This window comes from Leclercia sp. 1548 (assembly GCF_050435045.1).
Taxonomy (GTDB): Bacteria; Pseudomonadota; Gammaproteobacteria; order Enterobacterales; family Enterobacteriaceae; genus Enterobacter; species Enterobacter adecarboxylatus.
The window spans coordinates 18,864-43,506 of the sequence record NZ_JBNDJP010000011.1; the positions used below are offsets into that span (position 1 = coordinate 18,864).

General features: G+C 55.9%; 21 protein-coding genes and 4 tRNA genes. 18 read left to right on the forward strand and 7 right to left on the reverse strand.

The window, feature by feature from the left end; translation table 11 throughout:
- The first annotated feature begins 198 nt into the window (after window positions 1-198).
- The 16 genes from rho to ABIE02_RS21750 all read left to right on the forward strand — a co-directional run bounded on the left by rho (window position 199) and on the right by ABIE02_RS21750 (window position 14,754).
- Window positions 199-1,458: a transcription termination factor Rho gene (gene rho / locus ABIE02_RS21675; RefSeq protein ID WP_001054528.1), complete on the forward strand. Its 1,260-nt coding sequence runs from the start codon at window positions 199-201 to the stop codon at window positions 1,456-1,458.
- A gap of 240 nt (window positions 1,459-1,698) precedes the next feature.
- Window positions 1,699-2,802 (forward strand): UDP-N-acetylglucosamine--undecaprenyl-phosphate N-acetylglucosaminephosphotransferase, encoded by a 1,104-nt coding sequence (wecA, locus tag ABIE02_RS21680; RefSeq protein WP_032615180.1) that lies wholly within the window; start codon window positions 1,699-1,701, stop codon window positions 2,800-2,802.
- 12 nt (window positions 2,803-2,814) lie between these two features.
- Window positions 2,815-3,861 (forward strand): ECA polysaccharide chain length modulation protein, encoded by a 1,047-nt coding sequence (gene wzzE, locus ABIE02_RS21685; RefSeq protein ID WP_032615178.1) that lies wholly within the window; start codon window positions 2,815-2,817, stop codon window positions 3,859-3,861.
- Between the two features lie 57 nt (window positions 3,862-3,918).
- Complete coding sequence (gene wecB, locus ABIE02_RS21690) at window positions 3,919-5,049, forward strand: non-hydrolyzing UDP-N-acetylglucosamine 2-epimerase (RefSeq protein WP_032615176.1); 1,131 nt, start codon at window positions 3,919-3,921, stop codon at window positions 5,047-5,049.
- Window positions 5,046-6,308 carry a UDP-N-acetyl-D-mannosamine dehydrogenase gene (gene wecC, locus ABIE02_RS21695; RefSeq protein WP_032615174.1) on the forward strand — a complete coding sequence of 421 codons (1,263 nt, stop codon included), beginning with the start codon at window positions 5,046-5,048 and terminating at the stop codon, window positions 6,306-6,308. The genes wecB and wecC overlap by 4 nt, the downstream gene beginning before the upstream one ends.
- Entirely contained in the window at window positions 6,305-6,982 is a 678-nt protein-coding gene (rffC, locus tag ABIE02_RS21700) for a dTDP-4-amino-4,6-dideoxy-D-galactose acyltransferase (protein WP_130588089.1), read from the forward strand. The genes wecC and rffC overlap by 4 nt, the downstream gene beginning before the upstream one ends.
- Window positions 6,983-6,986: 4 nt before the next feature.
- A complete protein-coding gene (gene rffA / locus ABIE02_RS21705) occupies window positions 6,987-8,117 on the forward strand; it encodes a dTDP-4-amino-4,6-dideoxygalactose transaminase (RefSeq protein WP_032615171.1) in 1,131 nt (376 codons plus the stop codon).
- A gap of 1 nt (window position 8,118) precedes the next feature.
- Complete coding sequence (gene wzxE / locus ABIE02_RS21710) at window positions 8,119-9,369, forward strand: lipid III flippase WzxE (RefSeq protein ID WP_032615169.1); 1,251 nt, start codon at window positions 8,119-8,121, stop codon at window positions 9,367-9,369.
- Entirely contained in the window at window positions 9,366-10,445 is a 1,080-nt protein-coding gene (locus ABIE02_RS21715) for a TDP-N-acetylfucosamine:lipid II N-acetylfucosaminyltransferase (RefSeq protein ID WP_336995236.1), read from the forward strand. The genes wzxE and ABIE02_RS21715 overlap by 4 nt, the downstream gene beginning before the upstream one ends.
- Entirely contained in the window at window positions 10,442-11,794 is a 1,353-nt protein-coding gene (gene wzyE, locus ABIE02_RS21720) for an ECA oligosaccharide polymerase (RefSeq protein WP_130588091.1), read from the forward strand. The genes ABIE02_RS21715 and wzyE overlap by 4 nt, the downstream gene beginning before the upstream one ends.
- A gap of 12 nt (window positions 11,795-11,806) precedes the next feature.
- On the forward strand, window positions 11,807-12,547 hold the full coding sequence (wecG, locus tag ABIE02_RS21725; protein ID WP_336995237.1) for a lipopolysaccharide N-acetylmannosaminouronosyltransferase: 741 nt from the start codon (window positions 11,807-11,809) through the stop codon (window positions 12,545-12,547).
- 267 nt (window positions 12,548-12,814) lie between these two features.
- Window positions 12,815-14,197: a bifunctional threonine/serine APC transporter ThrP gene (thrP, locus tag ABIE02_RS21730; RefSeq protein WP_032615159.1), complete on the forward strand. Its 1,383-nt coding sequence runs from the start codon at window positions 12,815-12,817 to the stop codon at window positions 14,195-14,197.
- A 105-nt stretch (window positions 14,198-14,302) separates the two neighbouring features.
- A tRNA-Arg gene (locus tag ABIE02_RS21735) sits at window positions 14,303-14,379 on the forward strand.
- Window positions 14,380-14,451: 72 nt separating this feature from the next.
- Window positions 14,452-14,527 (forward strand) — tRNA-His (locus ABIE02_RS21740).
- 21 nt (window positions 14,528-14,548) lie between these two features.
- Window positions 14,549-14,634, forward strand: a tRNA-Leu gene (locus tag ABIE02_RS21745).
- 43 nt (window positions 14,635-14,677) lie between these two features.
- Window positions 14,678-14,754: transfer RNA gene (locus ABIE02_RS21750), tRNA-Pro, on the forward strand.
- 131 nt (window positions 14,755-14,885) lie between these two features.
- On the opposite strand, the gene ABIE02_RS21755 is transcribed toward ABIE02_RS21750, so the two are convergent.
- From ABIE02_RS21755 to hemC, 6 genes are all read right to left on the reverse strand, one after another.
- On the reverse strand, window positions 14,886-15,032 hold the full coding sequence (locus ABIE02_RS21755) for a hypothetical protein (protein WP_429211438.1): 147 nt from the start codon (window positions 15,030-15,032) through the stop codon (window positions 14,886-14,888).
- Window positions 15,033-15,459: 427 nt separating this feature from the next.
- Window positions 15,460-16,665 (reverse strand): MFS transporter, encoded by a 1,206-nt coding sequence (locus tag ABIE02_RS21760; RefSeq protein WP_117386884.1) that lies wholly within the window; start codon window positions 16,663-16,665, stop codon window positions 15,460-15,462.
- Between the two features lie 159 nt (window positions 16,666-16,824).
- Window positions 16,825-18,024, reverse strand: a complete 1,200-nt coding sequence (gene hemY, locus ABIE02_RS21765) for a protoheme IX biogenesis protein HemY (RefSeq protein WP_032615154.1) — start codon at window positions 18,022-18,024, stop codon at window positions 16,825-16,827.
- Between the two features lie 2 nt (window positions 18,025-18,026).
- Window positions 18,027-19,202 carry a uroporphyrinogen-III C-methyltransferase gene (gene hemX / locus ABIE02_RS21770; RefSeq protein ID WP_032615152.1) on the reverse strand — a complete coding sequence of 392 codons (1,176 nt, stop codon included), beginning with the start codon at window positions 19,200-19,202 and terminating at the stop codon, window positions 18,027-18,029.
- A 21-nt stretch (window positions 19,203-19,223) separates the two neighbouring features.
- Complete coding sequence (gene hemD / locus ABIE02_RS21775) at window positions 19,224-19,964, reverse strand: uroporphyrinogen-III synthase (protein WP_117386886.1); 741 nt, start codon at window positions 19,962-19,964, stop codon at window positions 19,224-19,226.
- Window positions 19,961-20,902: a hydroxymethylbilane synthase gene (gene hemC, locus ABIE02_RS21780; protein ID WP_059306983.1), complete on the reverse strand. Its 942-nt coding sequence runs from the start codon at window positions 20,900-20,902 to the stop codon at window positions 19,961-19,963. The genes hemD and hemC overlap by 4 nt, the downstream gene beginning before the upstream one ends.
- Before the next feature lie 344 nt (window positions 20,903-21,246).
- On the opposite strand from hemC, the gene cyaA reads away from it, so the two are divergent.
- On the forward strand, window positions 21,247-23,790 hold the full coding sequence (cyaA, locus tag ABIE02_RS21785) for a class I adenylate cyclase (RefSeq protein ID WP_032615146.1): 2,544 nt from the start codon (window positions 21,247-21,249) through the stop codon (window positions 23,788-23,790).
- A 155-nt stretch (window positions 23,791-23,945) separates the two neighbouring features.
- Here the strand turns inward: cyaA and cyaY are convergent, their stop codons facing one another.
- Window positions 23,946-24,269, reverse strand: a complete 324-nt coding sequence (gene cyaY, locus ABIE02_RS21790) for an iron donor protein CyaY (RefSeq protein WP_117386887.1) — start codon at window positions 24,267-24,269, stop codon at window positions 23,946-23,948.
- A gap of 138 nt (window positions 24,270-24,407) precedes the next feature.
- On the opposite strand from cyaY, the gene lptM reads away from it, so the two are divergent.
- Window positions 24,408-24,611: an LPS translocon maturation chaperone LptM gene (lptM, locus tag ABIE02_RS21795; RefSeq protein WP_032615142.1), complete on the forward strand. Its 204-nt coding sequence runs from the start codon at window positions 24,408-24,410 to the stop codon at window positions 24,609-24,611.
- Window positions 24,612-24,643 lie beyond the last annotated feature (32 nt).

The window sequence follows — 24,643 nt, forward strand, 5'->3', positions numbered from 1 at the left end:
TTCCTTTAAACAGTGCGTGAAGTGGATAGATTCCGGGCTTGTCACTCAATCCGTCTTGTCGTTTCAGTTCTGTGCTTTCCCTGTGACCAGACAGCGAACAGACATGAGTCGATGGCCGCTAACAGGCATGGATGACCCTGCCATACCATTCACAAATTAAGTTCGAGTATCACCCCGAGTTTAAGAACCCACACCATTATGAATCTTACCGAATTAAAGAATACGCCGGTTTCTGAGCTGATCACTCTCGGCGAAAATATGGGACTGGAAAACCAGGCTCGTATGCGCAAGCAGGACATCATTTTTGCCATCCTGAAGCAGCACGCAAAGAGTGGCGAAGATATCTTTGGCGACGGTGTGCTGGAGATATTGCAGGACGGATTTGGTTTCCTCCGCTCTGCAGACAGCTCCTACCTCGCCGGTCCTGATGATATCTACGTTTCCCCCAGCCAAATCCGCCGTTTCAACCTCCGCACTGGTGACACCATTTCAGGTAAGATTCGTCCTCCTAAAGAGGGTGAACGCTACTTTGCGCTGTTGAAAGTTAACGAAGTTAACTACGACAAACCAGAAAACTCGCGCAATAAGATCCTGTTTGAAAACTTAACGCCGCTGCACGCGAACTCGCGTCTGCGCATGGAGCGTGGTAACGGTTCTACCGAAGACTTAACCGCTCGCGTTCTGGATCTGGCGTCTCCGATTGGTCGTGGCCAGCGTGGTCTGATTGTGGCACCGCCAAAAGCGGGTAAAACCATGCTGCTGCAGAATATCGCGCAGAGCATCGCTTACAACCACCCAGACTGTGTGCTGATGGTGCTGCTGATTGACGAACGTCCAGAAGAAGTAACCGAGATGCAGCGTCTGGTGAAAGGTGAAGTTGTGGCTTCTACCTTCGACGAACCAGCATCCCGCCATGTTCAGGTTGCGGAAATGGTTATCGAGAAGGCGAAGCGTCTGGTTGAGCATAAAAAAGACGTTATCATCCTGCTCGACTCTATCACCCGTCTGGCGCGTGCTTACAACACCGTGGTTCCGGCTTCTGGTAAAGTGCTGACCGGTGGTGTGGATGCCAACGCCCTGCACCGTCCGAAGCGCTTCTTCGGTGCTGCGCGTAACGTGGAAGAGGGCGGTAGCCTGACCATCATCGCAACGGCGCTGATCGATACCGGCTCGAAGATGGATGAAGTTATCTACGAAGAGTTTAAAGGTACAGGCAACATGGAACTGCACCTGTCTCGTAAGATTGCAGAAAAACGTGTCTTCCCGGCGATCGACTACAACCGTTCCGGTACCCGTAAAGAAGAGCTGCTCACCACTCAGGAAGAGCTGCAGAAAATGTGGATCCTGCGCAAAATTATCCATCCAATGGGTGAAATCGACGCAATGGAATTCCTCATTAACAAACTGGCGATGACCAAAACTAACGACGATTTCTTCGATATGATGAAGCGCTCGTAAAGTAAATAAACCGCCGAAACGCCACGTTTTTACGTGGCGTTTTTCTTTTCTGACTTATACGCTGTTACAGTGCGCTGTAGAATTATTCTGCGAGAGACGAAAATCGGAATGTTCGTCAAAGCAGAAAATTAATTGTTTGAAAAATAAACAAAGGGACTTGGGCGAGGCCTGCTTTTTCCTTCTGAAGCCGAGCCTTCAAGGTTATACTTCCGGGATTAACATTTGTTGAGAGTATCCATAGTGAATCTACTCACCGCGGTGACTGAGCTAATCAGTATTTTTCTTTTCACCACCTGCTTTTTATTTCTCGCCCGTAAGGCGGCAAAAAGAGTCGGTTTGGTGGATAAGCCCAATTATCGTAAACGCCATCAAGGCTTGATTCCGCTGGTTGGCGGAATCTCTGTTTATGCGGGCATCTGCTTCACCTTCAGTATTGCGGATTACTATATCCCGCATGCGGCGCTCTATTTGTCGTGTGCCGGTGTGCTGGTACTGGTGGGGGCGCTGGACGACAGGTTTGATATCAGCGTGAAATTCCGCGCTGCGGTTCAGGCGGCTATCGGCGTCATCATGATGGTTGTCGGCAAACTCTATCTCAGCAGCCTCGGCTACATCTTCGGGACCTGGGAGATGGTGTTAGGGCCGTTCGGCTACTTCCTGACGCTGTTTGCGGTGTGGGCGGCGATTAACGCCTTCAACATGGTGGATGGCATTGACGGCCTGTTGGGTGGTCTCTCCAGCGTGTCGTTTGCCGCGATCGGCATCATCCTGTGGTTCGACGGACAATACAGCCTGTCGATGTGGTGCTTTGCGATGATTGCCGCCATTCTGCCTTATATCTGCCTGAACCTGGGCGTGCTGGGGCGCCGCTATAAAGTCTTTATGGGCGATGCCGGGAGTACGCTGATTGGTTTTACCGTCATCTGGATCCTGCTGGAAACCACCCAGGGGAATACCCACCCGATCAGCCCGGTGACGGCGCTGTGGATTATTGCCATCCCGCTGATGGATATGGTGGCGATTATGTACCGTCGCCTGCGTAAAGGGATGAGTCCGTTCTCGCCAGACCGCCAACATATTCACCATCTCATTATGCGTGCCGGCTTCACCTCACGTCAGGCCTTTGTCTTAATTACGTTGGCCGCTGCGCTGCTCGCAGGTATTGGTGTCGCCGCAGAGTATGCTCATTTCATTCCTGAATGGGTAATGTTGGTATTATTCTTGCTAGCATTTTTCCTGTACGGCTATTGTATTAAGCGCGCATGGAAAGTGGCGCGATTTATTAAACGCGTGAAACGCCGTATGCGTCGAAATAATGGCAATAACCCAACTTTAACCAAGTAAATCGGGACTGTAATGACTCAACCGTTGGCGGGAGCAAAATCAGTGGTAACTGAGAATGAGCTGGATGTTCGTGGCTTGTTCCGCGTGTTATGGGCGGGCAAGTTTTGGATTGCAGGAATTGCGCTGGGCTTTGCACTTATCGCCCTGGCTTATACTTTTTTCGCCAGACAAGAGTGGAGCGCGACGGCGATTACTGACCGTCCGACGGTGAACATGCTGGGAGGGTTCTACTCCCAGCAACAGTTTTTGCGTAACCTGGATGTGAAAGCGAATCCCGCCTCCGCCGACCAGCCGTCAGTGATGGACGAATCGTACAAAGAGTTCATCATGCAGCTGGCTTCCTGGGATACACGTCGTGATTTCTGGAACCAGACCGACTATTTCAAACAGCGTATGGTGGGTAACAGCAAGGCGGATGCCGCCCTGCTGGATGAGCTGATCAATAATATCCAGTTTATGGCAGGCGATCCGCTGCGCAACATCAACGACAGCGTCAAACTGATCGCGGAAACCGCGCCGGATGCCAATAACCTGCTGCGTCAGTACGTTGCTTTCGCCAGCCAGCGTGCGGCAAGTCATCTGAATGATGAACTGAAAGGGGCCTGGGCGGCGCGTACCGTACAGATGAAAGCGCAGGTCAAACGTCAGGAAGAGGTCGCGAAAGCGATCTTCAACCGCCGGGTTCATAATATTGAACAGGCGCTGAAGATTGCGGAGAAGAGCAACATCTCCCGCAGCGAAACTGACGTACCCGCAGACGAACTGCCGGACTCTGAAATGTTCCTGCTGGGTCGCCCGATGCTGCAGGCGCGTCTGGAAAACCTGCAAGCCGTGGGGCCAGATGTAGACCTCGACTACGACCAAAATCGCGCCATGCTAACAACCCTCAACGTCGGTCCGACACTGGATCCACGTTTTCAGACCTATCGTTATTTGCGAACTCCTGAAGAACCTGTAAAACGCGATAGTCCACGTCGCGCATTCCTGATGATTATGTGGGGGATTGTGGGTGCTTTGATTGGCGCTGGCGTGGCATTAACCCGTCGTCGCAAAAATTAAGAACGCCATCTACGATGAAGGCCTGTGGCCTTCATCGCCTAATCGAAGAGAATCGATGTGAAAGTACTAACCGTCTTTGGTACGAGGCCGGAAGCCATCAAGATGGCGCCTCTGGTACACGCGCTGGCAAACGACCCTTATTTCGAGGCGAAAGTTTGCGTTACCGCCCAGCATCGGGAGATGTTGGATCAGGTCCTTAACCTCTTTTCTATTGTTCCCGATTACGACCTCAATATTATGAAGCCGGGGCAAGGATTAACTGAAATTACCTGTCGTATTCTGGAAGGGTTAAAACCTATTCTGGAGTCGTTCATGCCTGATGTCGTACTGGTACACGGCGATACCACCACCACCATCGCCACCAGTCTGGCGGCGTTTTATCAGCGTATTCCTGTGGGGCATGTCGAAGCCGGATTGCGTACCGGCGATCTCTCTTCCCCGTGGCCTGAAGAGGCAAACCGTACCCTGACCGGGCATCTGGCGATGTATCACTTCGCGCCGACGGAGAACTCCCGTCAGAACCTGCTGCGCGAGAACGTTAATGACCAGCATATCTTTGTCACCGGCAACACGGTGATCGACGCCCTTATCTGGGTGCGCGATCGGGTCCTGACCAGCGATACCCTGCGTGGGGAACTGGCCGAGCGGTATCCCTTCCTGGCCAATGGCAAAAAGATGATTCTGGTCACCGGCCACCGTCGGGAAAGTTTTGGTCAGGGCTTCGAGCAAATCTGCCACGCGCTGGCAGAAATCGCCGCCCTGAATGAAGATGTGCAGATTGTCTATCCGGTACACCTGAACCCGAACGTCAGTGAGCCGGTCAACCGCATCCTGGGCCATGTCGAAAACGTCATCCTGATTGAGCCGCAGGATTATCTGCCTTTCGTCTGGCTGATGAATCACGCCTGGCTGATCCTGACGGACTCTGGCGGTATTCAGGAAGAGGCGCCTTCCCTGGGCAAACCGGTGCTGGTGATGCGTGAAACCACCGAACGCCCGGAAGCGGTTAAAGCCGGAACGGTGCGGCTGGTGGGCACCGATTCGCGCGCCATCGTGGAAGAGGTGACGCGCCTGCTGCACGACGATAAAGAGTATCAGGCCATGAGCCGCGCCCATAATCCGTATGGTGATGGCCAGGCCTGTGACCGTATTTTGTACGCACTCAAACACAATCGGGTATCGCTATGAGTTTTACGACCATTTCTGTCATTGGGCTTGGCTACATTGGGCTGCCAACGGCGGCGGCATTCGCCTCCCGTCAAAAACAGGTAGTGGGTGTGGATATCAACCAGCATGCGGTTGCCACCATCAACAAAGGTGAAATCCACATTGTGGAGCCGGATCTCGACAAGGTGGTAAAAACCGCCGTTGAGGGAGGATACCTGAAGGCAAGCACCACGCCGGTGCCCGCCGATGCCTATCTGATTGCCGTGCCTACGCCGTTCAAAGGCGAGCATGAGCCGGATATGGTGTATGTCGAAGCGGCTGCAAAATCCATTGCCCCGGTGCTAAAAAAAGGCGCGCTGGTGATCCTGGAGTCAACCTCTCCGGTGGGCGCCACCGAGCAGATGGCACAGTGGCTGGCCGAAGCACGCCCGGATCTCACCTTCCCGCAGCAGGCGGGCGAGCAGGCTGATATTAACGTCGCCTACTGCCCGGAGCGTGTGCTGCCAGGACAGGTGATGGTCGAGCTGATTAAAAACGACCGTGTGATTGGTGGCATGACGCCTGTCTGTTCTGCCCGTGCCAGCGAGCTGTATAACATCTTCCTGGAAGGCGAGTGCGTCGTGACTAACTCCCGTACCGCCGAGATGTGCAAGCTGACGGAAAACAGCTTCCGTGACGTCAACATCGCGTTTGCTAACGAACTGTCGCTCATTTGTGCCGATCAGGGGATTAACGTCTGGGAATTGATTCGCCTGGCGAACCGCCATCCGCGCGTCAATATCCTGCAACCTGGCCCGGGCGTAGGCGGCCACTGCATCGCGGTTGACCCGTGGTTTATCGTGGCGCAGAACCCACAGCAGGCGCGTTTAATCCGTACGGCCCGCGAAGTGAACGACAGCAAACCACACTGGGTACTGAACCAGGTGAAAGCCACGGTGGCTGATTACCTGACGCAGAGCGGCAAGCGGGCAAACGAAGTGACTATCGCCTGTTTTGGTCTTGCCTTTAAGCCGAACATTGACGATCTGCGCGAAAGCCCGGCGATGGAAATTGCTGAGATGATTGCCGACTGGCACAGCGGCGAAACGCAGGTAGTTGAACCCAATATTCATGAGTTGCCGAAAAAGCTGGCCGGTCATTGCACTCTGACATCTGTAGAGGATGCACTGGCTACCGCCGACGTGCTGGTACTGCTGGTGGATCACAATGCGTTTAAAGCGATTCCGGGCGATGCCGTTCGTCAGGAGTTTATCGTTGATACCAAAGGCGTCTGGCGTTGAGTCAGCTGCGTGGCGCGTTACAACCGCTGGACTGGGAAAGTCAGTTCTTTGCCCTGCCCACGGCCATTGTGCGCCTGTCTGAAGACGCCCCGTTACTGGCGGCCGATGATTTAGCCGCCTGGCAACGCCTGCAGGCCAAAATTCCGGCCACCCACGCCGACTGGCTGGATGCGCTTCAGCAGCAGGGTTTCAGGCTGGTCGAGGGTGAAGTCGATCTCGCGATCAACGTGACGCAGCACGCCTGCCCTGGGGCAGAAATTGCGACAGAGCAGGATATTCCGGCGCTGCGCCAGCTGGCCGCGCAGGCTTTTGCGCAGAGCCGGTTCCGCGCGCCCTGGTACGCCCCGGACGACAGCGGCCGCTTCTATGCCCAGTGGATCGAAAATGCGGTCAAAGGCAGCTTCGACCATCTCTGCCTGGTGTTTCGTGCGCCGGATAGCACCATCAAGGGATTTGTCTCCCTGCGTAAACTGAATGACACCGACGCGCGTATCGGCCTGCTGGCCGGGCGCGGCATGGGCGAGCAGTTAATGCAGGCGGCGCTGTGCTGGTCCCAACAACAGCAGCTTTCTACTTTGCGGGTGGCGACCCAGATGGGCAACACCGCCGCGCTTAAACGTTATATCGCAAGCGGCGGCAACATCGAAACGACCGCTTACTGGCTATACAGGTGACAAGATGATCCCATTTAATGCGCCTCCTGTGGTGGGCACCGAACTTGATTACATGCAGTCTGCGATGGGCAGCGGCAAACTCTGTGGCGATGGCGGCTATACGCGCCGCTGCCAGCAGTGGATGGAGCAGCGTTTTCAAAGCGCGAAGGTCCTGCTGACGCCGTCCTGCACCGCCTCACTGGAGATGGCAGCCCTGCTGCTGGATATCGGTCCTGGCGATGAAGTGATTATGCCAAGCTACACCTTCGTCTCGACCGCTAACGCCTTCGTGCTGCGCGGGGCGAAAATCGTCTTTGTGGATATCCGCCCGGATACCATGAACATCGACGAGACGCTGATTGAAGCGGCCATCACCGATAAAACTCGCGCCATTGTGCCGGTACACTATGCCGGTGTAGCGTGCGAGATGGACACCATCATGGCGATCGCCAAAAAACACAACCTGTATGTGGTGGAAGATGCCGCGCAGGGGGTGATGTCTACCTATAAAGGCCGCGCCCTGGGCACTATTGGTCATATTGGCTGCTTTAGCTTCCACGAAACCAAAAACTACACCGCAGGCGGTGAAGGCGGCGCGACCCTGATTAACGATCGCGCCCTGGTGGAGCGCGCGGAGATCATCCGCGAGAAAGGCACCAACCGTAGCCAGTTCTTCCGCGGGCAGGTGGATAAATACACCTGGCGTGATATCGGCTCCAGCTACCTGATGGCGGATCTACAGGCGGCGTACCTGTGGGCGCAACTGGAAGCGGCAGATCGCATTAACCAGCAGCGTCTGGCCCTGTGGCAGACCTATTACGATGCGTTGGCCCCGTTGGCGCGCAAAGGTCGTATCGAGCTGCCGACCATCCCGGCAGAGTGCGTGCATAACGCGCATATGTTCTACATCAAGCTGCGGGATAACGACGATCGCGGCGAGCTTATCGCGTACCTGAAAGAGGCTGAGATCCTGGCGGTGTTCCACTACATTCCGCTGCACTCCAGCCCGGCAGGGGAAGCCTTTGGCCAGTTCGTTGGCGAAGACCGTTTCACCACTAAAGAAAGTGAGCGGTTACTCCGCTTACCGCTGTTCTACAACCTCGCTGCGGTCAACCAGCGCACGGTCATTAATACCCTTCTGAGTTATTTCGGCTGATATGTCTCTGGCGAAAGCATCGGTGTGGACCGCCGCGTCCACACTCGTCAAGATCGGCGCGGGACTGCTGGTCGTCAAACTACTGGCCGTCTCATTTGGTCCGGCGGGCGTCGGGCAGGCGGGTAACTTCCGTCAGCTCGTCACCGTGCTGGGCGTGCTGGCCGGGGCGGGCATCTTCAACGGCGTCACCAAATATGTCGCGCAATATCATGATGATAAAGCGCAATTACGCACGGTGGTCGGAACCTCATCCGCGATGGTGCTGGGCTTTTCCACCCTGCTGGCGATTATCTTTTTACTGGCCGCCGCCCCCATCAGTCAGGGGCTGTTTGGTCACACCGGCTATCAGGGCCTGGTGCGGCTGGTCGCATTGGTGCAGATGGGTATCGCCTGGGCAAACCTGCTGCTGGCGCTGATGAAGGGCTTTCGCGATGCCGCTGGCAATGCGCTGGCGCTGATCGTCGGCAGCGTGATTGGGGTGATTGCCTATTACGCCTGCTACCGTCTCGGCGGCTATGAAGGCGCACTGCTGGGGCTGGCGCTGGTGCCTGCGCTGGTGGTGATCCCGGCGGCGGGAATGCTGATGCGCAGAGGCACGATTCCGCTGCACTACCTCAAGCCGAAATGGGACACGCTCCTCGCGGGACAACTGGGCAAATTCACCCTGATGGCGCTGATCACCTCCGTCACCCTGCCGGTGGCTTATGTGATGATGCGAAACCTGCTGGCAGCACACTACAGCTGGGATGAGGTGGGGATTTGGCAAGGGGTCAGCAGCATCTCGGACGCCTACCTGCAGTTTATTACCGCCTCCTTTAGCGTCTACCTGTTGCCAACGCTCTCAAGGCTCACCGCCCGACAGGAGATCACCCGCGAAATCCTCCGTTCCCTGCGCTTCGTTTTACCGGCGGTGGCGGCGGCCAGCTTTACCGTCTGGCTGCTGCGTGATGTCGCCATCTGGCTGCTGTTCTCGGACAAATTTACCGCGATGCGCGATCTGTTCGCCTGGCAGCTGGTGGGCGATGTACTGAAAGTAGGCGCTTACGTCTTTGGTTATCTGGTGATCGCCAAAGCGTCGCTGCGGCTCTATATTCTCGCGGAAATCAGCCAGTTCACGTTGCTGACGGCGTTCTCGCACTGGCTTATCCCGACGCACGGCGCATTGGGGGCGGCCCAGGCCTATATGGCTACCTACATTGTCTATTTTGCTGCCTGTTGCGGCGTCTTTTTACTTTGGCATAAACGCGCATGACTGCACTGATTCACGTCCTGGGATCGGATATCCCACACCATAACCAGACCGTACTGCGGTTCTTTAATGATGAGCTGGCACCCGGCAGCGCCCTGGCGCGCGAATTTATGGTGGTGGGTAACGATACCGGCCTGAGCGCCGCCTGCCCGGCACTGAACCTCACCTTCTGGCCGGACAAAGCTTCGCTTGCCAAAGCGGTGATCGCCAGAGCAAAAGCGAACCGCCAGCAGCGTTTCTTTTTCCACGGGCAGTTCAATACCGGCCTGTGGCTGGCGCTGCTGAGTGGGAGCATTAAGCCTGCGCAGTTCAACTGGCATATCTGGGGTGCCGACCTGTATGAAGTGTCCCAGGGCTGGAAGTTCCGTCTGTTCTACCCGCTGCGCCGCATGGCTCAGGGGCGCGTAGGGTGTATTTTTGCCACCCGCGGCGATCTGAACTATTTCGCCCAACGTCATCCGAATGTTCGCGGGGAGTTGCTCTATTTTCCTACCCGCATGGACCCCGCGCTGAACGGTTTAGCCAGGGACGTGAAACGCGAGGGCAAGCTGACGATTCTGGTCGGTAACTCCGGGGATCGCAGTAATGAGCATATTGCGGCCCTGAAGGCGGTGCATCAGCAATTTGGCGATACGGTTAACGTGATTGTGCCCATGGGCTATCCTGCTAATAACGCGGCGTATATTGATGAAGTCCGTCAGAGCGGGCTGGCGCTGTTCAGCCCGGATAACCTGCAGATCCTCAGCGATAAGCTGGCCTTTGACGACTACCTCGCCTTGCTGCGCCAGTGCGATCTGGGCTACTTCATCTTCGCGCGCCAGCAGGGGATTGGTACGCTGTGTCTGCTGATCCAGGCGGGCGTGCCCTGTGTGCTTAATCGCGACAACCCGTTCTGGCAGGATATGGCGGAGCAGCACATTCCGGTGCTGTTCACCACTGATGATCTTAATGAAGAGGTCGTGCGTGAAGCACAGCGACAGCTGACGCAGGTGGACAAAAACGCCATCGACTTCTTCAGCCCGAACTACCTCACGCCGTGGCACCAGGCGCTGCGGATCGCCTCAGGGGAGAAAGCATGAGCCAGTTGCAATTTAGCGGACTGTTGGTCATCTGGCTTCTGAGCGCGCTGTTTATCGCCACCCTGACCTGGTTCGAGTTCCGGCGGGTGCGCTTTAACTTCAACGTCTTCTTCTCGCTGCTATTTCTGCTTACCTTTTACTTTGGCTTCCCGCTCACCAGCATGCTGGTGTTCCGCTTCGATGTGGCCGTTGTGCCGCCGGAGATCCTGATGCAGGCGCTGCTGTCGGCCACCTGCTTCTATGGGGTGTACTACGTCGCCTATAAGACGCGGCTAAGGCCCGCCCGCCCTGACGTTGAGCGACGGCCGCTATTTACCATGAACCGGGTTGAGACCCACCTGACCTGGGTGATGTTGATGGGGATTGCGCTTGTCACCGTCGGTATCTTCTTCATGCATAACGGCTTTTTGCTGTTTAAGCTGCACTCCTACAGCCAGATCTTCTCCAGTGAAGTCTCCGGGGTGGCGCTTAAGCGCTTCTTCTACTTCTTCATTCCGGCGATGCTGGTCATCTATTTCCTGCGCCAGGACGCACGGGCGTGGCTGTTTTTCCTCGTCAGTACCGTGGCCTTTGGCCTGCTGACCTACATGATTGTCGGCGGTACGCGCGCGAACATCATCATTGCCTTCGCCATCTTCCTGTTTATCGGCATCATTCGCGGCTGGATCTCATTATGGATGCTGGCTGCTGCGGGCGTGATGGGGATTGTGGGTATGTTCTGGCTGGCGCTGAAGCGCTATGGCATGGACGTCAGCGGCGATGAGGCGTTTTACACCTTCCTGTACCTTACCCGCGACACTTTCTCGCCGTGGGAAAACCTCGCTCTGCTGCTGCAAAACTACGACAAAATCGACTTCCAGGGGCTGGCGCCCATCGTGCGCGATTTTTATGTCTTTATCCCCACCTGGCTATGGCCGGACAGGCCGGGCGTGGTCCTGAACACCGCCAACTACTTTACCTGGGAGGTGCTGAACAACCACTCCGGGCTGGCGATTTCACCGACGCTGATCGGCTCGCTGGTGGTGATGGGCGGCGGCTGGTTCATCCTGCCGGGGGCGATCGCCGTTGGGCTGATTATCAAATGGTTCGACTGGCTCTATACGCTGGGCAATCAGGAGACCAATCGCTATAAGGCAGCGATTTTGCATAGTTTCTGTTTCGGTGCCATTTTCAATATGATCGTGCTGGCGCGAGAGGGGCTGGATTCATTCGTCTCGCGCGTGGTCTTTTTCATGATGGTTTTTGGCGCCTGTCTGCTGATGGCGAAGCTGCTGTACTGGTTGTTCGACACCGCCGGGTTAGTGCGCAAGCGTGAACCGGCAAGCGGCAGGACGCTTTCGCGAGTCTGAGTAAGGATAATAATGACTGACAATACCTCTGCGCCGCAGTATGACCTGCGGGGCCTGAAGCTGATCGGCTGGCGTGATATGCAACATGCCCTGGACTATCTCTGCGCGGGAAACGAGATAAGAACCGGCACGCTGGTGGCCATCAATGCAGAAAAAATGCTTACCATTGAGGATAACGCTCAGGTCCGGGAACTGATTGAGGCGGCAGAATTTAAATATGCTGATGGGATCAGCGTGGTGCGTTCGGTACGCAAGAAATACCCGGATGCGAACGTCTCCCGTGTGGCAGGAGCCGACCTCTGGGAAGCGCTGATGGCGCGGGCGGGGGCAGACGGTACGCCGGTCTTCCTTATCGGCGGCAAACCGGAGATTCTGGCGCAAACCGAGCAGAAGCTACGTGCCCAATGGCAGGTGAATATCGTCGGTAGCCAGAACGGTTATTTCAACGTAGATGAGCAGCAGGCACTGTTTGCCCGTATTCGTGACAGCGGGGCGAAGATTGTCACCGTGGCGATGGGTTCCCCGCGCCAGGAGATCCTGATGCGCGACTGCCGTCAGGTATACCCGGACGCGCTCTATATGGGCGTTGGCGGCACCTATGACGTCTTCACCGGCCATGTGAAGCGGGCGCCAAAGGCCTGGCAGAACCTCGGCCTGGAGTGGCTGTACCGCTTGTTATCACAGCCCAGCCGCATCCGCCGCCAGTTGCGTCTGCTGCGTTATCTCGCCTGGCACCATTCCGGTCGGCTTTAAGAGCTTATTTGCAGCGCGATCTGTTGTTCGCGCTGCAACCTGCCAGCAAATCTGCTGCTTTTCTGTGCAATACATTCATTTTTTTAACGCATCGTTTGCCATTTCACAAAATTTAAGAAACCATTCCTCCCCTCATTACCGTACCAGGCTGTTTTTGCATCAACCGTTAACATAAACGGTCCATAACGCACAGCCCGTGATAGCACATCTGTACCTATAACAATAACCGGCTCAGGCCGGGAGAGTCGCAAGCACAACCGAGGATTTATGGCAGAGAAAAAACCGGAGCTTCAGCGTGGGCTGGAAGCTCGTCATATAGAACTTATCGCCCTGGGCGGGACGATTGGTGTGGGCCTGTTTATGGGGTCTGCCAGTACCCTGAAATGGGCAGGGCCGTCGGTCCTGCTGGCGTATATTGTTGCCGGACTGTTCGTCTTCTTTATCATGCGCTCAATGGGTGAAATGCTGTTCCTTGAACCGGTTGCCGGTTCATTCGCCGTCTACGCGCACCGCTATATGAGTCCATTCTTTGGCTATCTCACGGCCTGGTCGTACTGGTTTATGTGGATGGCGGTAGGGATATCGGAGATCACCGCTATCGGGGTCTACGTGCAGTTCTGGTTCCCGGAGATGGCGCAATGGATACCCGCCCTGATCGCCGTGGGGCTGGTGGCGCTGGCTAACCTCGCGGCTGTGCGTCTGTACGGCGAAATCGAATTCTGGTTCGCGATGATTAAAGTCACCACCATCATCGTGATGATCGTTATCGGGGTAGGGGTCATCTTCTTTGGCCTGGGCAACGGTGGGCAGGCGATTGGCTTTAGTAACCTGACCGAACACGGCGGGTTCTTTGCTGGCGGCTGGAAGGGCTTCCTTACGGCGCTGTGTATCGTGGTAGCGTCCTATCAGGGTGTGGAGCTTATCGGTATCACCGCAGGCGAAGCCAAAAACCCGCAGGTGACCCTGCGTAGCGCGGTTGGCAAAGTGCTGTGGCGTATTCTGATTTTCTACGTGGGCGCGATTTTTGTCATTGTCACCATCTTCCCGTGGAATGAGATTGGCACCACCGGCAGCCCGTTTGTGCTGACCTTTGCCAAAATCGGTATTACCGCGGCGGCAGGCATCATCAACTTTGTGGTACTGACGGCGGCGCTGTCCGGCTGTAACAGCGGTATGTATAGCTGCGGGCGTATGCTTTATGCCCTGGCGAAGAACCGTCAGCTTCCTGCGGTGGTGGGGAAAGTCTCCCGCGCCGGCGTGCCAGTGGCGGGTGTGGCTATCTCGATTGCCATTCTGCTGGTGGGGTCCTGCCTGAACTACATCATTCCGAACCCGCAGCGTGTCTTTGTCTATGTGTACAGCGCCAGCGTTCTGCCAGGTATGGTGCCATGGTTTGTGATCCTGATTAGCCAGCTGCGTTTCCGTCAGGCACATAAAAAAGCGATCGCCAGCCATCCGTTCCGCTCCATTCTGTTCCCGTGGACGAACTATCTGACGATGGCATTCCTGATCTGCGTCCTGGTCGGCATGTACTTCAATGAAGATACCCGCATGTCACTGTATGTCGGGATGATATTTATCGCTGCCGTGAGCCTGGGATATAAGCTTTTTGGCTTGGGTCGGCACGTCGAAAGGACAAAAACGCAGTAATATGCGGCAAAATGCGCAAACTGTAATCAAACGCGCATTTATTTTAAAAAAGCACTAGACAGCAGAGCGAGACCTCCGTAATATCCAGCCCCGCAACGGCGCTAAGCGCCCGTAGCTCAGCTGGATAGAGCGCTGCCCTCCGGAGGCAGAGGTCTCAGGTTCGAATCCTGTCGGGCGCACCATTTACCCGGTGCTGGAGCTGCGGTGGTCTGTTAAGTAGGCAGAACCGCGTGGAAGTAAAGAATTAAGTCGTGGTGGCTATAGCTCAGTTGGTAGAGCCCTGGATTGTGATTCCAGTTGTCGTGGGTTCGAATCCCATTAGCCACCCCATTATTTAAAGAGTTGTGAATTGCGAAGGTGGCGGAATTGGTAGACGCGCTAGCTTCAGGTGTTAGTGTCCTTAGGATGTGGGGGTTCGAGTCCCCCCCCTCGCACCACGACTTTTAATGAATTGAACTAAAAATTCAAAAAGCAGTACAACGGCGAGTAGCGCAGCTTGGTAGCGCAACTGGTTTGGGACCAGTGGGTCGGAGGTTCGAATCCTCTCTCGCCGACCAATTTTGAACCCCGCTTCGGCGGGGTTTTTTGTTTTCTGCTATTCCTGATTCTGCTCCTATTTCTGCTTCTGCTTCTGCTTCTGCTTCTGCTTCTGCTTCTGCTTCTGCTTCTGGCCTTGTTTCTGTACCTGCTACTGTCCTTGTTGCTGTTGCTGTTGCTGTTGCTGTTGCTGCTGCTGTTGCTGTTGCTGCTGCTGTTGCTGTTGCTGTTGCTGTTGCTGTTGCTGTTGCTGTTGCTGTTGCTGTTGCTGCTGCTGTTGCTTATTGCCGACAGCCACACTCCAGCCTGTCGCGAATAAGTGACACTTAACCACCTGAAAAATAAAGATATATCTCTTTAATTGCCGCAATGTCGTTCTCAGGAGACACTTTGCCCCCCATCCTGAGGCATTTTGCCGCCCAATGCCTGCCCGAATGCCATAATTTCCTTTTATCTTAAAAAGTTGGAGACCGGACAACTTCCCTGTGCAACTTTGGCATGTTGCATGCAATAATATACGTGTAGATGCTCATTCCATCTCTTATGTTCGCTTTAGGGCCTCATAAACCCCGGAATGATGCAGAGCCATTTACGGTGCTTATCGTCCACTGACAGATGTCGCTTCGGCCTCATCAAACACCATGGGCACAACGTTGAGTGAAGCACCACAAGTTGTCGAACAGACCTGTTTAACGCCTGCTTTTTAGCAGGCGTTTTTTTATGCCTCATTTGCCGTAGCGCGTCAGGATCCCCACCACCATCAGCAGCGCACAGCCCGAAACGCCATACAGCGCCTGTAGCGGCCCCAGCACGTCAGCGACCAGCGCCGTGATGCAAGTAAAGAGTGATGCGCTGGCGGTTTGCCATCGCCATGCTTTGCCGCTGGCAGAGGAGACCTGGCTGGCCTGAAAACTGCTCAGCAAGCTAAATGTGCCTGCCGCAAAAACGATGTTCGAGGCCAGATGGGCGATGAACACCAGCGCCAGCGCCAGCGTCACCGATAACAGCGGGATTGTTCCGTAGGCGAGGAGAAAGAGGCCAAGGCAGGTCAGCAGTAGGCGATTTTGCCCGGCGTAGCGGGACAGACTCTCTCTGTTCAGCAGCAGCGGGCCGCACAGCTGTCCCATGCTGCGGGCAAAGAGCAGTGGCAGGGCCAGCCCGGCGGCATCATCCGGTTCGATGTGCTGCGCCAGGGCAGGCAGCAGCGCCATAGCGGGCGAACCGACGGCCGCCAGAACGGGGAGTAATAACAGGCTGCGTTTTTGCCGCGGGGCCAGCGCCTGCCAGCGCACCGCCATTGGTCTGTCGGTTTCCGCTGCCTGCTCTGGCGCCAGGGAGGGCAAGGCGTTGCCAGCGAGGATCAGCATCACCAGAGAGCCATTAAACGTGAGCGCATCAATCCCCAACAGTGCCAGGGCAGGCAGATGATGGAACAGCACCATACCCAGCCCGGTCCCCAGCAGCACCTGCGAAGCAAAAATCACCGTCTCCAGGCATGTTGCTGCAGGCAGCTCGGATTCCGACAATCCTTGCCGGAATAGCAGAGTCAACGCGGGCCAGCTCATGCCAGCCAGGAAGGCCTCGGTGGACTGCACCGCCAGCAGCGCCACCATGCTGTGAAACTGAATGCCAAGCAGAGGAAACAGCAGGGCGAGCAGACCCAGCCACTCGGTGAGGATCAGCAGGCGGATGGGCGAAAAGCGCATACAGAGCTTCTCCCCGACGAGGCTGCCCAGAAATCCGGGTAGCGTGGCAAACAGGTATGCCAGAGTCAGTAACGAGGCAGGGGCATGCCAGTCCAGCAGCAGGCCAAAGACCATCACCTGGGTTAAGCCATTCCCCACAGAGGTAAACAGAAAAGCGCAGGCCAGCAGACGCAGCCAGCGATGGCTGCGGAGCGCGCGAAAAAGCGCAGATAAAAGCGTGTTCATGAAACGATCCTTTCAAAAACAGTTGAGTCCACGCCGCAAAGGCGTGTGCAGGAAAAATGTTTAATGAAAGGAGGTCGTTACATTGGTGAAGGCGGTCTCATGAAGATGATGCAAAGAATGTAGCAAATAAAAAAGGAGGCCGTCAGGCCTCCTGTAAAATTATTGCTGCGGGGGATTGTTCTGCAACGTCAGCAGTAGGCCATCGCGACGCATCGCGGCGGCTTCCTCTGGCAAATGCAGCTTGTCCAGCGTATCCGCCAGCCAGGCGTAGTCGAAAGCATCCGGGCGCTGTTTTAACGCCGCGCGGAAGGCGAGGCTAGCCTCTTTCCATTCGCCATGTTTTGCCAGCGACTGACCAAGGGTGCTCCACAGCAACGGTCGATCGCCCACGGTTTTGATCTGCTGGCGAAGCATTTTCTCGATCTGCTCCGGGTTATTGGTTTTCAGACGCGGGATCACCATCACCAGCCGATCGTCATACTGACGCTTCAGGCCATCAACGATAATGCTCTGCGCGGTATCGTGATCGTCACACTCGATGAGGTGCTCCGCCATTGCCACCTGCAGCGGCACCTGCTGGCGCGTTTTGCGGCTCTGATTTTTCCACCAGGTCTTCAGGCCATCGCTGCCCTGATCGGCACGCGCCTGGTCCATAAGACCGATCCAGGCCTGACGTTGCAGATTGTCGCGCTGTTCATCGTCACCCACGTCGGCTTTTGCCATCGACGGGATGATGTCCAGCAGCGAACCCCAGGCGCCGGTGCGGATATAAGCCTGCTCTGCCAGACGCAGTACCTCTGGATGACGCGGGGCGATCTCCAGCAGACGATCGACGCCGTGTCGGGCGGCATGATTTTCGTTACGCGCCAGCTGCAGGCGCACCCGGGTGATCTCCACCGGGATCGGGTCGTTTTCGGCCAGTTCGGAGGCGCGCTCCAGATGCTGATTGGCCCGCACCTCGTCGCCGCGCTGCTGGGCGGCTTCGGCAGCCAGCAGGTAGTTGACCACCGGCTGTTCCGCGTGATCGGCGTTCTTCGACATCAGCTTCTCAACCTGCTGATAGTCGCCTTCGGCCAGTTTGAGCAGCGCCTGTTCGGTCTGCTTGCGGGCGCGGCGGCGCTTACGGCCAACGAACCAGCTACGGGTATGCGCCCCGGTACGGAAGATGCGGCGCAGGATCCATTCGATCGCCAGAAACGCCACCATCGCCAGGATCAGAATGATCACCAGTCCGGTCACGCTGGTTTCGATATTGTAGTTATCGGTCTGGATCAGCACGTAACCCTGATGACCAGCCAGCATAGGACCGAGCACGATCCCGGCGATCAACAGTGCGAAGAGTAATAAGACTTTTAACATAATTACTCTCCTTGCGGCGCGCTGTCAGGAGCCGGAGCGGAAGCGGGGGCTTCTTGCTCTGCGGCCACGCCAGGCTGTGCCAGCAGGTTGCGCACGCGCGTCTGCATCAGCTTCTCCAGAATCGGCTGGCTCGCCAGCTTATCCGGGACGTTCATGGTGATGTTCTGTTGGCTCAGCTTGTCCACATCTTCGAGGAAGGCCGTGGTGGTGGCATCGTCGGTATCATAGTACGCGCGCACCCAGGTTGAGACGTTATCCAGCGCCTGCTTATAGGTTTCTTCCTGATGGCGAGGAACCGCCTGGGCGGCCACCAGCAGACGTGAACGCAGGTTTTCACGCAGATAGACGTCCTGATTCGGGGCTAACAGCGGCACGGCAGTCTCATCGCGGCGGCGGACGGTGATAAAGCTGTCCATAAAGTTCTGCCAGCTTTTTTGCAGGTTGATGCGCCACTCGCTCAGCGAGCTGGAGAGTTCGCCGCTGTCGGAATCCATCGGGGAGTCGTCGTCGTTATTGTCTGCCAGACGCAGGTTGTCGATCTGGTTCGACAGCTGGTTCACTTTCAGAATGATGCCGTCGTAATCCACCTGCGAGACGGTCGCCAGGCTGGCGATATCTTCGGTAAGGGCGCGACGGGCAGTGATCAGGCTCGGGTCGTTCATGTCGCCCAGGCTGGCGTCGGCGCTTTTCAGCAGCGCGGCGGCGGTGGTGACGTCCTGATCGCTCCACAGCTTACGTCCAGCCAGTTTGACCAGGAAATCAGCCTGCGCCAGCAGCCAGGTTTTGGCATCGGTGCCGGAGATGGTCGCCACTTTTTGCTGCATCTCATCCAGTTGCTTCGTCAGTTCAGCCTGCTGACGGTTCGCGTCGGCCAGTTGGGCTGCCTGCTGTTTGATCACCGCATCCAGCTCGGCTTTCTGCGTCTGCTGTGCCTGCTGCAGAGCGGTAACCTGAGTAACCAACGCATCGCTGGTGGCGGTCTGGTTAGTGGCTTGTTTTTTCACCAGACCGTACAGGCCGATACCTGCGGCCAGCGCAATGGCGATAGCAATCGCGCTTAACGCCAGACTGGTTTTATTGCTGCCATGTTTTTTCTCTGTCGTTTCTGGCTGTGGCGTGGTGTCCACAGTCTCGTTGGTCTCTTCAACCACGGCGGAGGATTTTTCGTGTTCCGTCATTATGGCTTCCCATTATGAGAGTTATTGTAATGCGCGCAGCAGCGCATCGTTGTCGGCGTTATCAGCGATCCGAATATCTTGCCAGCCCAGTTCCCGGGCGAGGTTCGCCAGACGCTCACTGACGACCAGAAGCCGACAGCGGAGTAACCAGTTTTCACGATACCATTGTGGGATCAGCGACCAGAGGTGTTGCAGCATTTCGCCGCTGGTCACCACCAGGGTGGTGACGCCGCGAGATTGCCAGCGCATCGCCTCTTCCGCACCGTCATAGTGTTTATTACAACGTTGATAACATTCACAAAATGTCACTTCTGCTCCGCGTTCACGCAGCGTGTCGCCCAGCAGTTCTCGTCCACCGTTGCCGCGCAAAATCAGGGCGCGCTTCCCCACAACGTTTTGTAATTCAGGTAATTGTAGCAACACTTCGCTGATTTCCCGATCCAGCGGATAGCGAATGTCTTTACCACTTTCAGTATGCAGTGCCAGGGCGGTGGTTCTGCCGATGGCAAAATAGCCTGGCGCATCCGGCCAGCGCTGGCCTTCCTGTTGCAGCCGGGCGTGGGCAAACTCCACCGCATGCTGCGACAAGGCAAACAGCATGTCACCGGCCTGCAGTGCGGCAAGATGGCTGGTGAGCAGGGAAAGCTCCCGACCCGGGGAAAACTCAATCAGCGGAAAGCTCCACGCCACCTGCCCCAGTGTGCGCAGACGGCTCACTAACTGATCTCCTGCGGGAGAAGGGCGGGTGACGAGAATACTCATGCCGGGGGTTCTCCATTATAGACGTCCGCGAGAATTTCACGGGCGCCGTTATTCAGCAGCTCTTCTGCCAGCGAAATACCCAGCTGTTCTGCATCCTGGGGGTTACCACGGCGTTCGCCGCGCACCATTTGCGAACCGTCCGGCGCGCCAACGAGGGCACGCAACCACAGTTCGCCATCTTTTAATTCAGCATAGCTGCCAATCGGCACCTGACATCCCCCTTCCAGGCGGGTATTCATGGCGCGCTCCGCCTTGACGCGAGTCGCGGTCTCATCATGATTGAGCGGTGCAAGCAGCGCATGAGTGCGTTGATCGTCGAGTCGACACTCAATGCCCACTGCGCCCTGGCCTACGGCCGGGAGAGACTGCTCCGGGGATAATGCCACCTTAATACGCGATTCCAGATCCAGGCGTTTCAGGCCGGCAACTGCCAGAATGATGGCGTCGTACTCACCGTTATCCAGCTTGCCGAGACGGGTGCCGACGTTACCGCGCAGCGAGCGGATAACCAGATCCGGCCGGGACTCGGCCAGTTGGCACTGGCGTCGTAAACTTGACGTGCCAACAATGCTGCCCTGTGGCAGGGCATCCAGTGAGTCATAGCGGTTTGAAACAAAGGCGTCGCGCGGATCTTCGCGCTCGCAAATGGTCACCAGGCCCAATCCCTGCGGAAAATCGACCGGGACGTCTTTCATGGAGTGAACCGCGATATCGGCGCGCCCCTCAAGCAGTGCCAGCTCGAGTTCTTTCACGAACAGGCCTTTACCGCCCACTTTCGCCAGCGGGGTATCAAGAATGACATCGCCGCGCGTGACCATTGGCACCAGCTCAACACGCAGGTCAGCATGGCAGGCTTCGAGGCGCTGCTTAACATAATGTGCCTGCCATAGCGCGAGGGGGCTTTGGCGTGTGGCAATTCTTAAAACATTGTCTAACATGCTTGTTACCGTCTTAATCATCTACTGACCATCCTAACATTGTTGTCTTGGGACTGTCAGGTTTACGGACGTTGAGGGGTTCAGGACAGGGCAGCCATAGACGTTGCCTTCTGCCGTATTCAGGAATTTACACGTACGGAAGGGTGCTACACTTGTATGTAGCGCATCTTTCTTTACGGTCAATCGGCAAGGTGTTAAATTGATCACGTTTTAGACCATTTTTTCGTCTCCGAGACCATAAAGATAAGGGCGAAAAAGGGTGACGGTTACTTTCGAAATACTGTGAACGCGTAATCCTCGGTCTTGTTGAAGATTAGCGCTTTCTGAACATCAGGCGATACGTCTTGTACCTCTATATTGAGACTCTGAAACAGAGACTGGATGCCATCAACCAACTGCGTGTCGATCGCGCGCTTGCTGCAATGGGTCCTGCTTTCCAGCAGGTTTACAGTCTTCTGCCGACATTGTTGCACTATCACCACCCACTGATGCCGGGTTACCTCGACGGTAACGTTCCCAAGGGCATCTGCCTTTTCACGCCTGATGAAACCCAAGAACACTACCTTAAAGAGCTGGAGCTCTACCGTGGCATGCCGCCGCAGGAGTCCCCAAAAGGGGAACTGCCTATCACCGGCGTCTACACCATGGGCAGCACCTCTTCAGTAGGACAAAGCTGTTCTTCGGATCTGGATATCTGGGTCTGCCATCAATCCTGGCTCGATAATGACGAGCGCCAGCTGTTGCAGCGTAAATGCAGCCTGCTGGAGAGCTGGGCAGCATCGCTCGGTGTGGAAGTAAGCTTCTTCCTGATTGATGAAAACCGTTTCCGCCATAACGAAAGCGGCAGTCTGGGTGGTGAAGACTGCGGCTCGACACAGCACATCTTATTGCTGGATGAGTTCTACCGTACCGCCGTACGCCTGGCCGGGAAACGTATTCTCTGGAGTATGGTGCCGTGCGACGAAGAAGAGCATTACGACGATTACGTCATGAAGCTCTACGCCCAGGGCGTCCTGACGCCAAACGAGTGGCTGGATCTGGGCGGCTTAAGCTCGCTGTCTGCTGAAGAGTATTTCGGCGCGAGCCTGTGGCAGCTGTATAAAAGTATCGATTCCCCGTACAAAGCAGTGCTGAAAACTCTGCTGCTTGAAGCCTATTCGTGGGAATACCCGACGCCGCGTCTGTTGGCGAAAGACATTAAACAGCGTCTGCATGATGGCGAGATCGTCTCTTTCGGTCTTGATGCCTACTGCATGATGCTTGAGCGCGTTACCGAATATCTGAAAGCCATTGACGATCCGACCCGTCTGGATCTGGTCCGTCGATGTTTCTATCTCAAAGTCTGTGAGAAGCTCAGCCGTGAACGGGCATGCGTCGGCTGGCGTCGTGAAGTGGTTAGCCAGTTAGTTAAAGAGTGGGGATGGGACGAAGAGCGTCTGTCGATGCTTGATAACCGCGCCAACTGGAAAATCGACCAGGTGCGTGAAGCACACAATGAACTGCTCGATGCCATGATGCAGAGCTACCGTAATCTGATCCGCTTTGCCCGTCGTAATAACCTCAGCGTTTCTGCCAGCCCGCAGGATATCGGTGTTCTGACCCGTAAACTGTATGCTGCATTTGAAGCGCTGCCGGGTAAAGTGACGTTGGTGAACCCGCAGATTTCGCCAGACCTGTCTGAACCGAACCTGACCTTTATCTATGTGCCGCCGGGACGTGCGAACCGTACCGGGTGGTATCTGTATAACCGTGCGCCAAGCATGGACTCGATCATCAGCCATCAGCCGCTGGAATATAACCGCTACCTGAATAAGCTGGTGGCCTGGGCCTGGTTTAACGGCCTGCTGACATCACGTACCCGCCTGTTTATTAAAGGCAACGAGATTGTCGATCTCGCTAAACTGCAGGAAATGGTGGCCGATGTGTCGCACCACTTCCCGCTGCGTCTGCCTGCGCCGACGCCAAAAGCGCTCTACAGTCCGTGCGAAATTCGCCATCTGGCGATTATCGTCAACCTGGAATACGACCCGACGGCGGCGTTCCGCAATCAGGTGGTGCATTTTGATTTCCGTAAGCTGGACGTGTTCAGCTTTGGCGAGCAGCAAAACTGCCTGGTGGGCAGCGTTGATCTGCTGTACCGCAACTCGTGGAATGAGGTGCGTACCCTGCACTTCAACGGCGAGCAGGCGATGATCGAAGCGCTGAAAACCATTCTCGGCAAGATGCACCAGGATGCGGCGCCACCGGACAGCGTCGAGGTGTTCTGCTACAGCCAGCATCTGCGCGGCCTGATCCGTACCCGCGTGCAGCAGCTGGTCTCCGAATGTATCGACCTGCGTCTCTCCAGTACCCGTCAGGAAACCGGTCGCTTTAAAGCGCTGCGCGTCTCCGGGCAAACCTGGGGTCTGTTCTTTGAACGTCTGAACGTTTCAGTGCAGAAGCTGGAAAACGCTATCGAATTCTACGGTGCCATTTCGCACAACAAACTGCATGGCCTGTCGGTCCAGGTTGAGACTAACCACGTCAAACTGCCGCAGGTGGTGGATGGTTTTGCCAGCGAAGGGATTATTCAGTTCTTCTTTGAAGAGTCGGGCGACGATGCCGGTTTCAATATCTATATCCTTGATGAAACCAACCGCGCCGAAGTGTATCACCACTGTGAAGGCAGCAAAGAGGAGCTGGTGCGCGACGTCAGCCGCTTCTACTCGTCCTCACACGACCGCTTCACCTACGGCTCAAGTTTTATTAACTTCAACCTGCCGCAGTTCTACCAGATTGTGAAGGTCGATGGCCGTGCGCAGGTGATCCCGTTCCGCACGCAGGTGATTGCAGCTGCACCGGCCAATCAGGATGCGAATGCTCCGCTGTTGCAGCAGTATTTCTCCTGAGCCGCTGAGCCGCTGAGCCGCTGAGCCGCTGAGCCGCTGAGCCGCTGAGCCGGATGCGCTTTACTTATTCGGCCTGGTGTCTTTGCCTCAACCTTCTCCCACAGGGAGAAGAGGTAAACCCCAAAAAGCGTCTCCTGAAGAGACGCTTTTTGTTATTAGCCGCGGAAGCTAACTTCTTCGCCCGACTGTGCGGTCGCTGCCTGCTCCAGCAGATCCCAGAATGCTTCGCCGCTGCGGTCGCAAATCCACTCGTCGCCTTTCAGATCAAAATGGTAGCCGCCCTGTTTGGTGGCCAGCCACACCTGGTGCAGCGGTTCCTGACGGTTAATAATAATTTTACTGCCGTTTTCGAAGCTTAAGGTCAGCACGCCGCCGTTGATTTCACAATCGATGTCGCTGTCGCCATCCCAGTCGTCAATACGTTCTTCGATGGTTTGCCACAGGTTATCGGCAAAGCGATGGAATTCACTGTCATTCATGGTTCTGTTCCTGTTTTTCGTGATGGCGGCAGTATAACGCTAAATAATTCCGGTTGCAGGTTAGCGGCAAACTCTTGCTTTTGCGCCTTCTCCTGCGATGATAGAAACAGAAAGCATGAACTTACAGGCAACCTGATAATGAAAAACGTTTTTGGAACGCTTGCCGTTCTCCTCGCACTGTTTAGCCTGAGTGGCTGTGGTCTGAAAGGGCCGCTCTATTTCCCACCAGCAGATAAAACCGCGCCGCCACCGACCAAAAAAGTGGATAGCCCTGTGCAAACCACCATGCCAGATCGTAACGATCGCGGCGGCAATGGCGGCCCAAGCCAGGTTAACTACTGACGCGCGTTGCGAACCGCGCAATGGAGTAAATG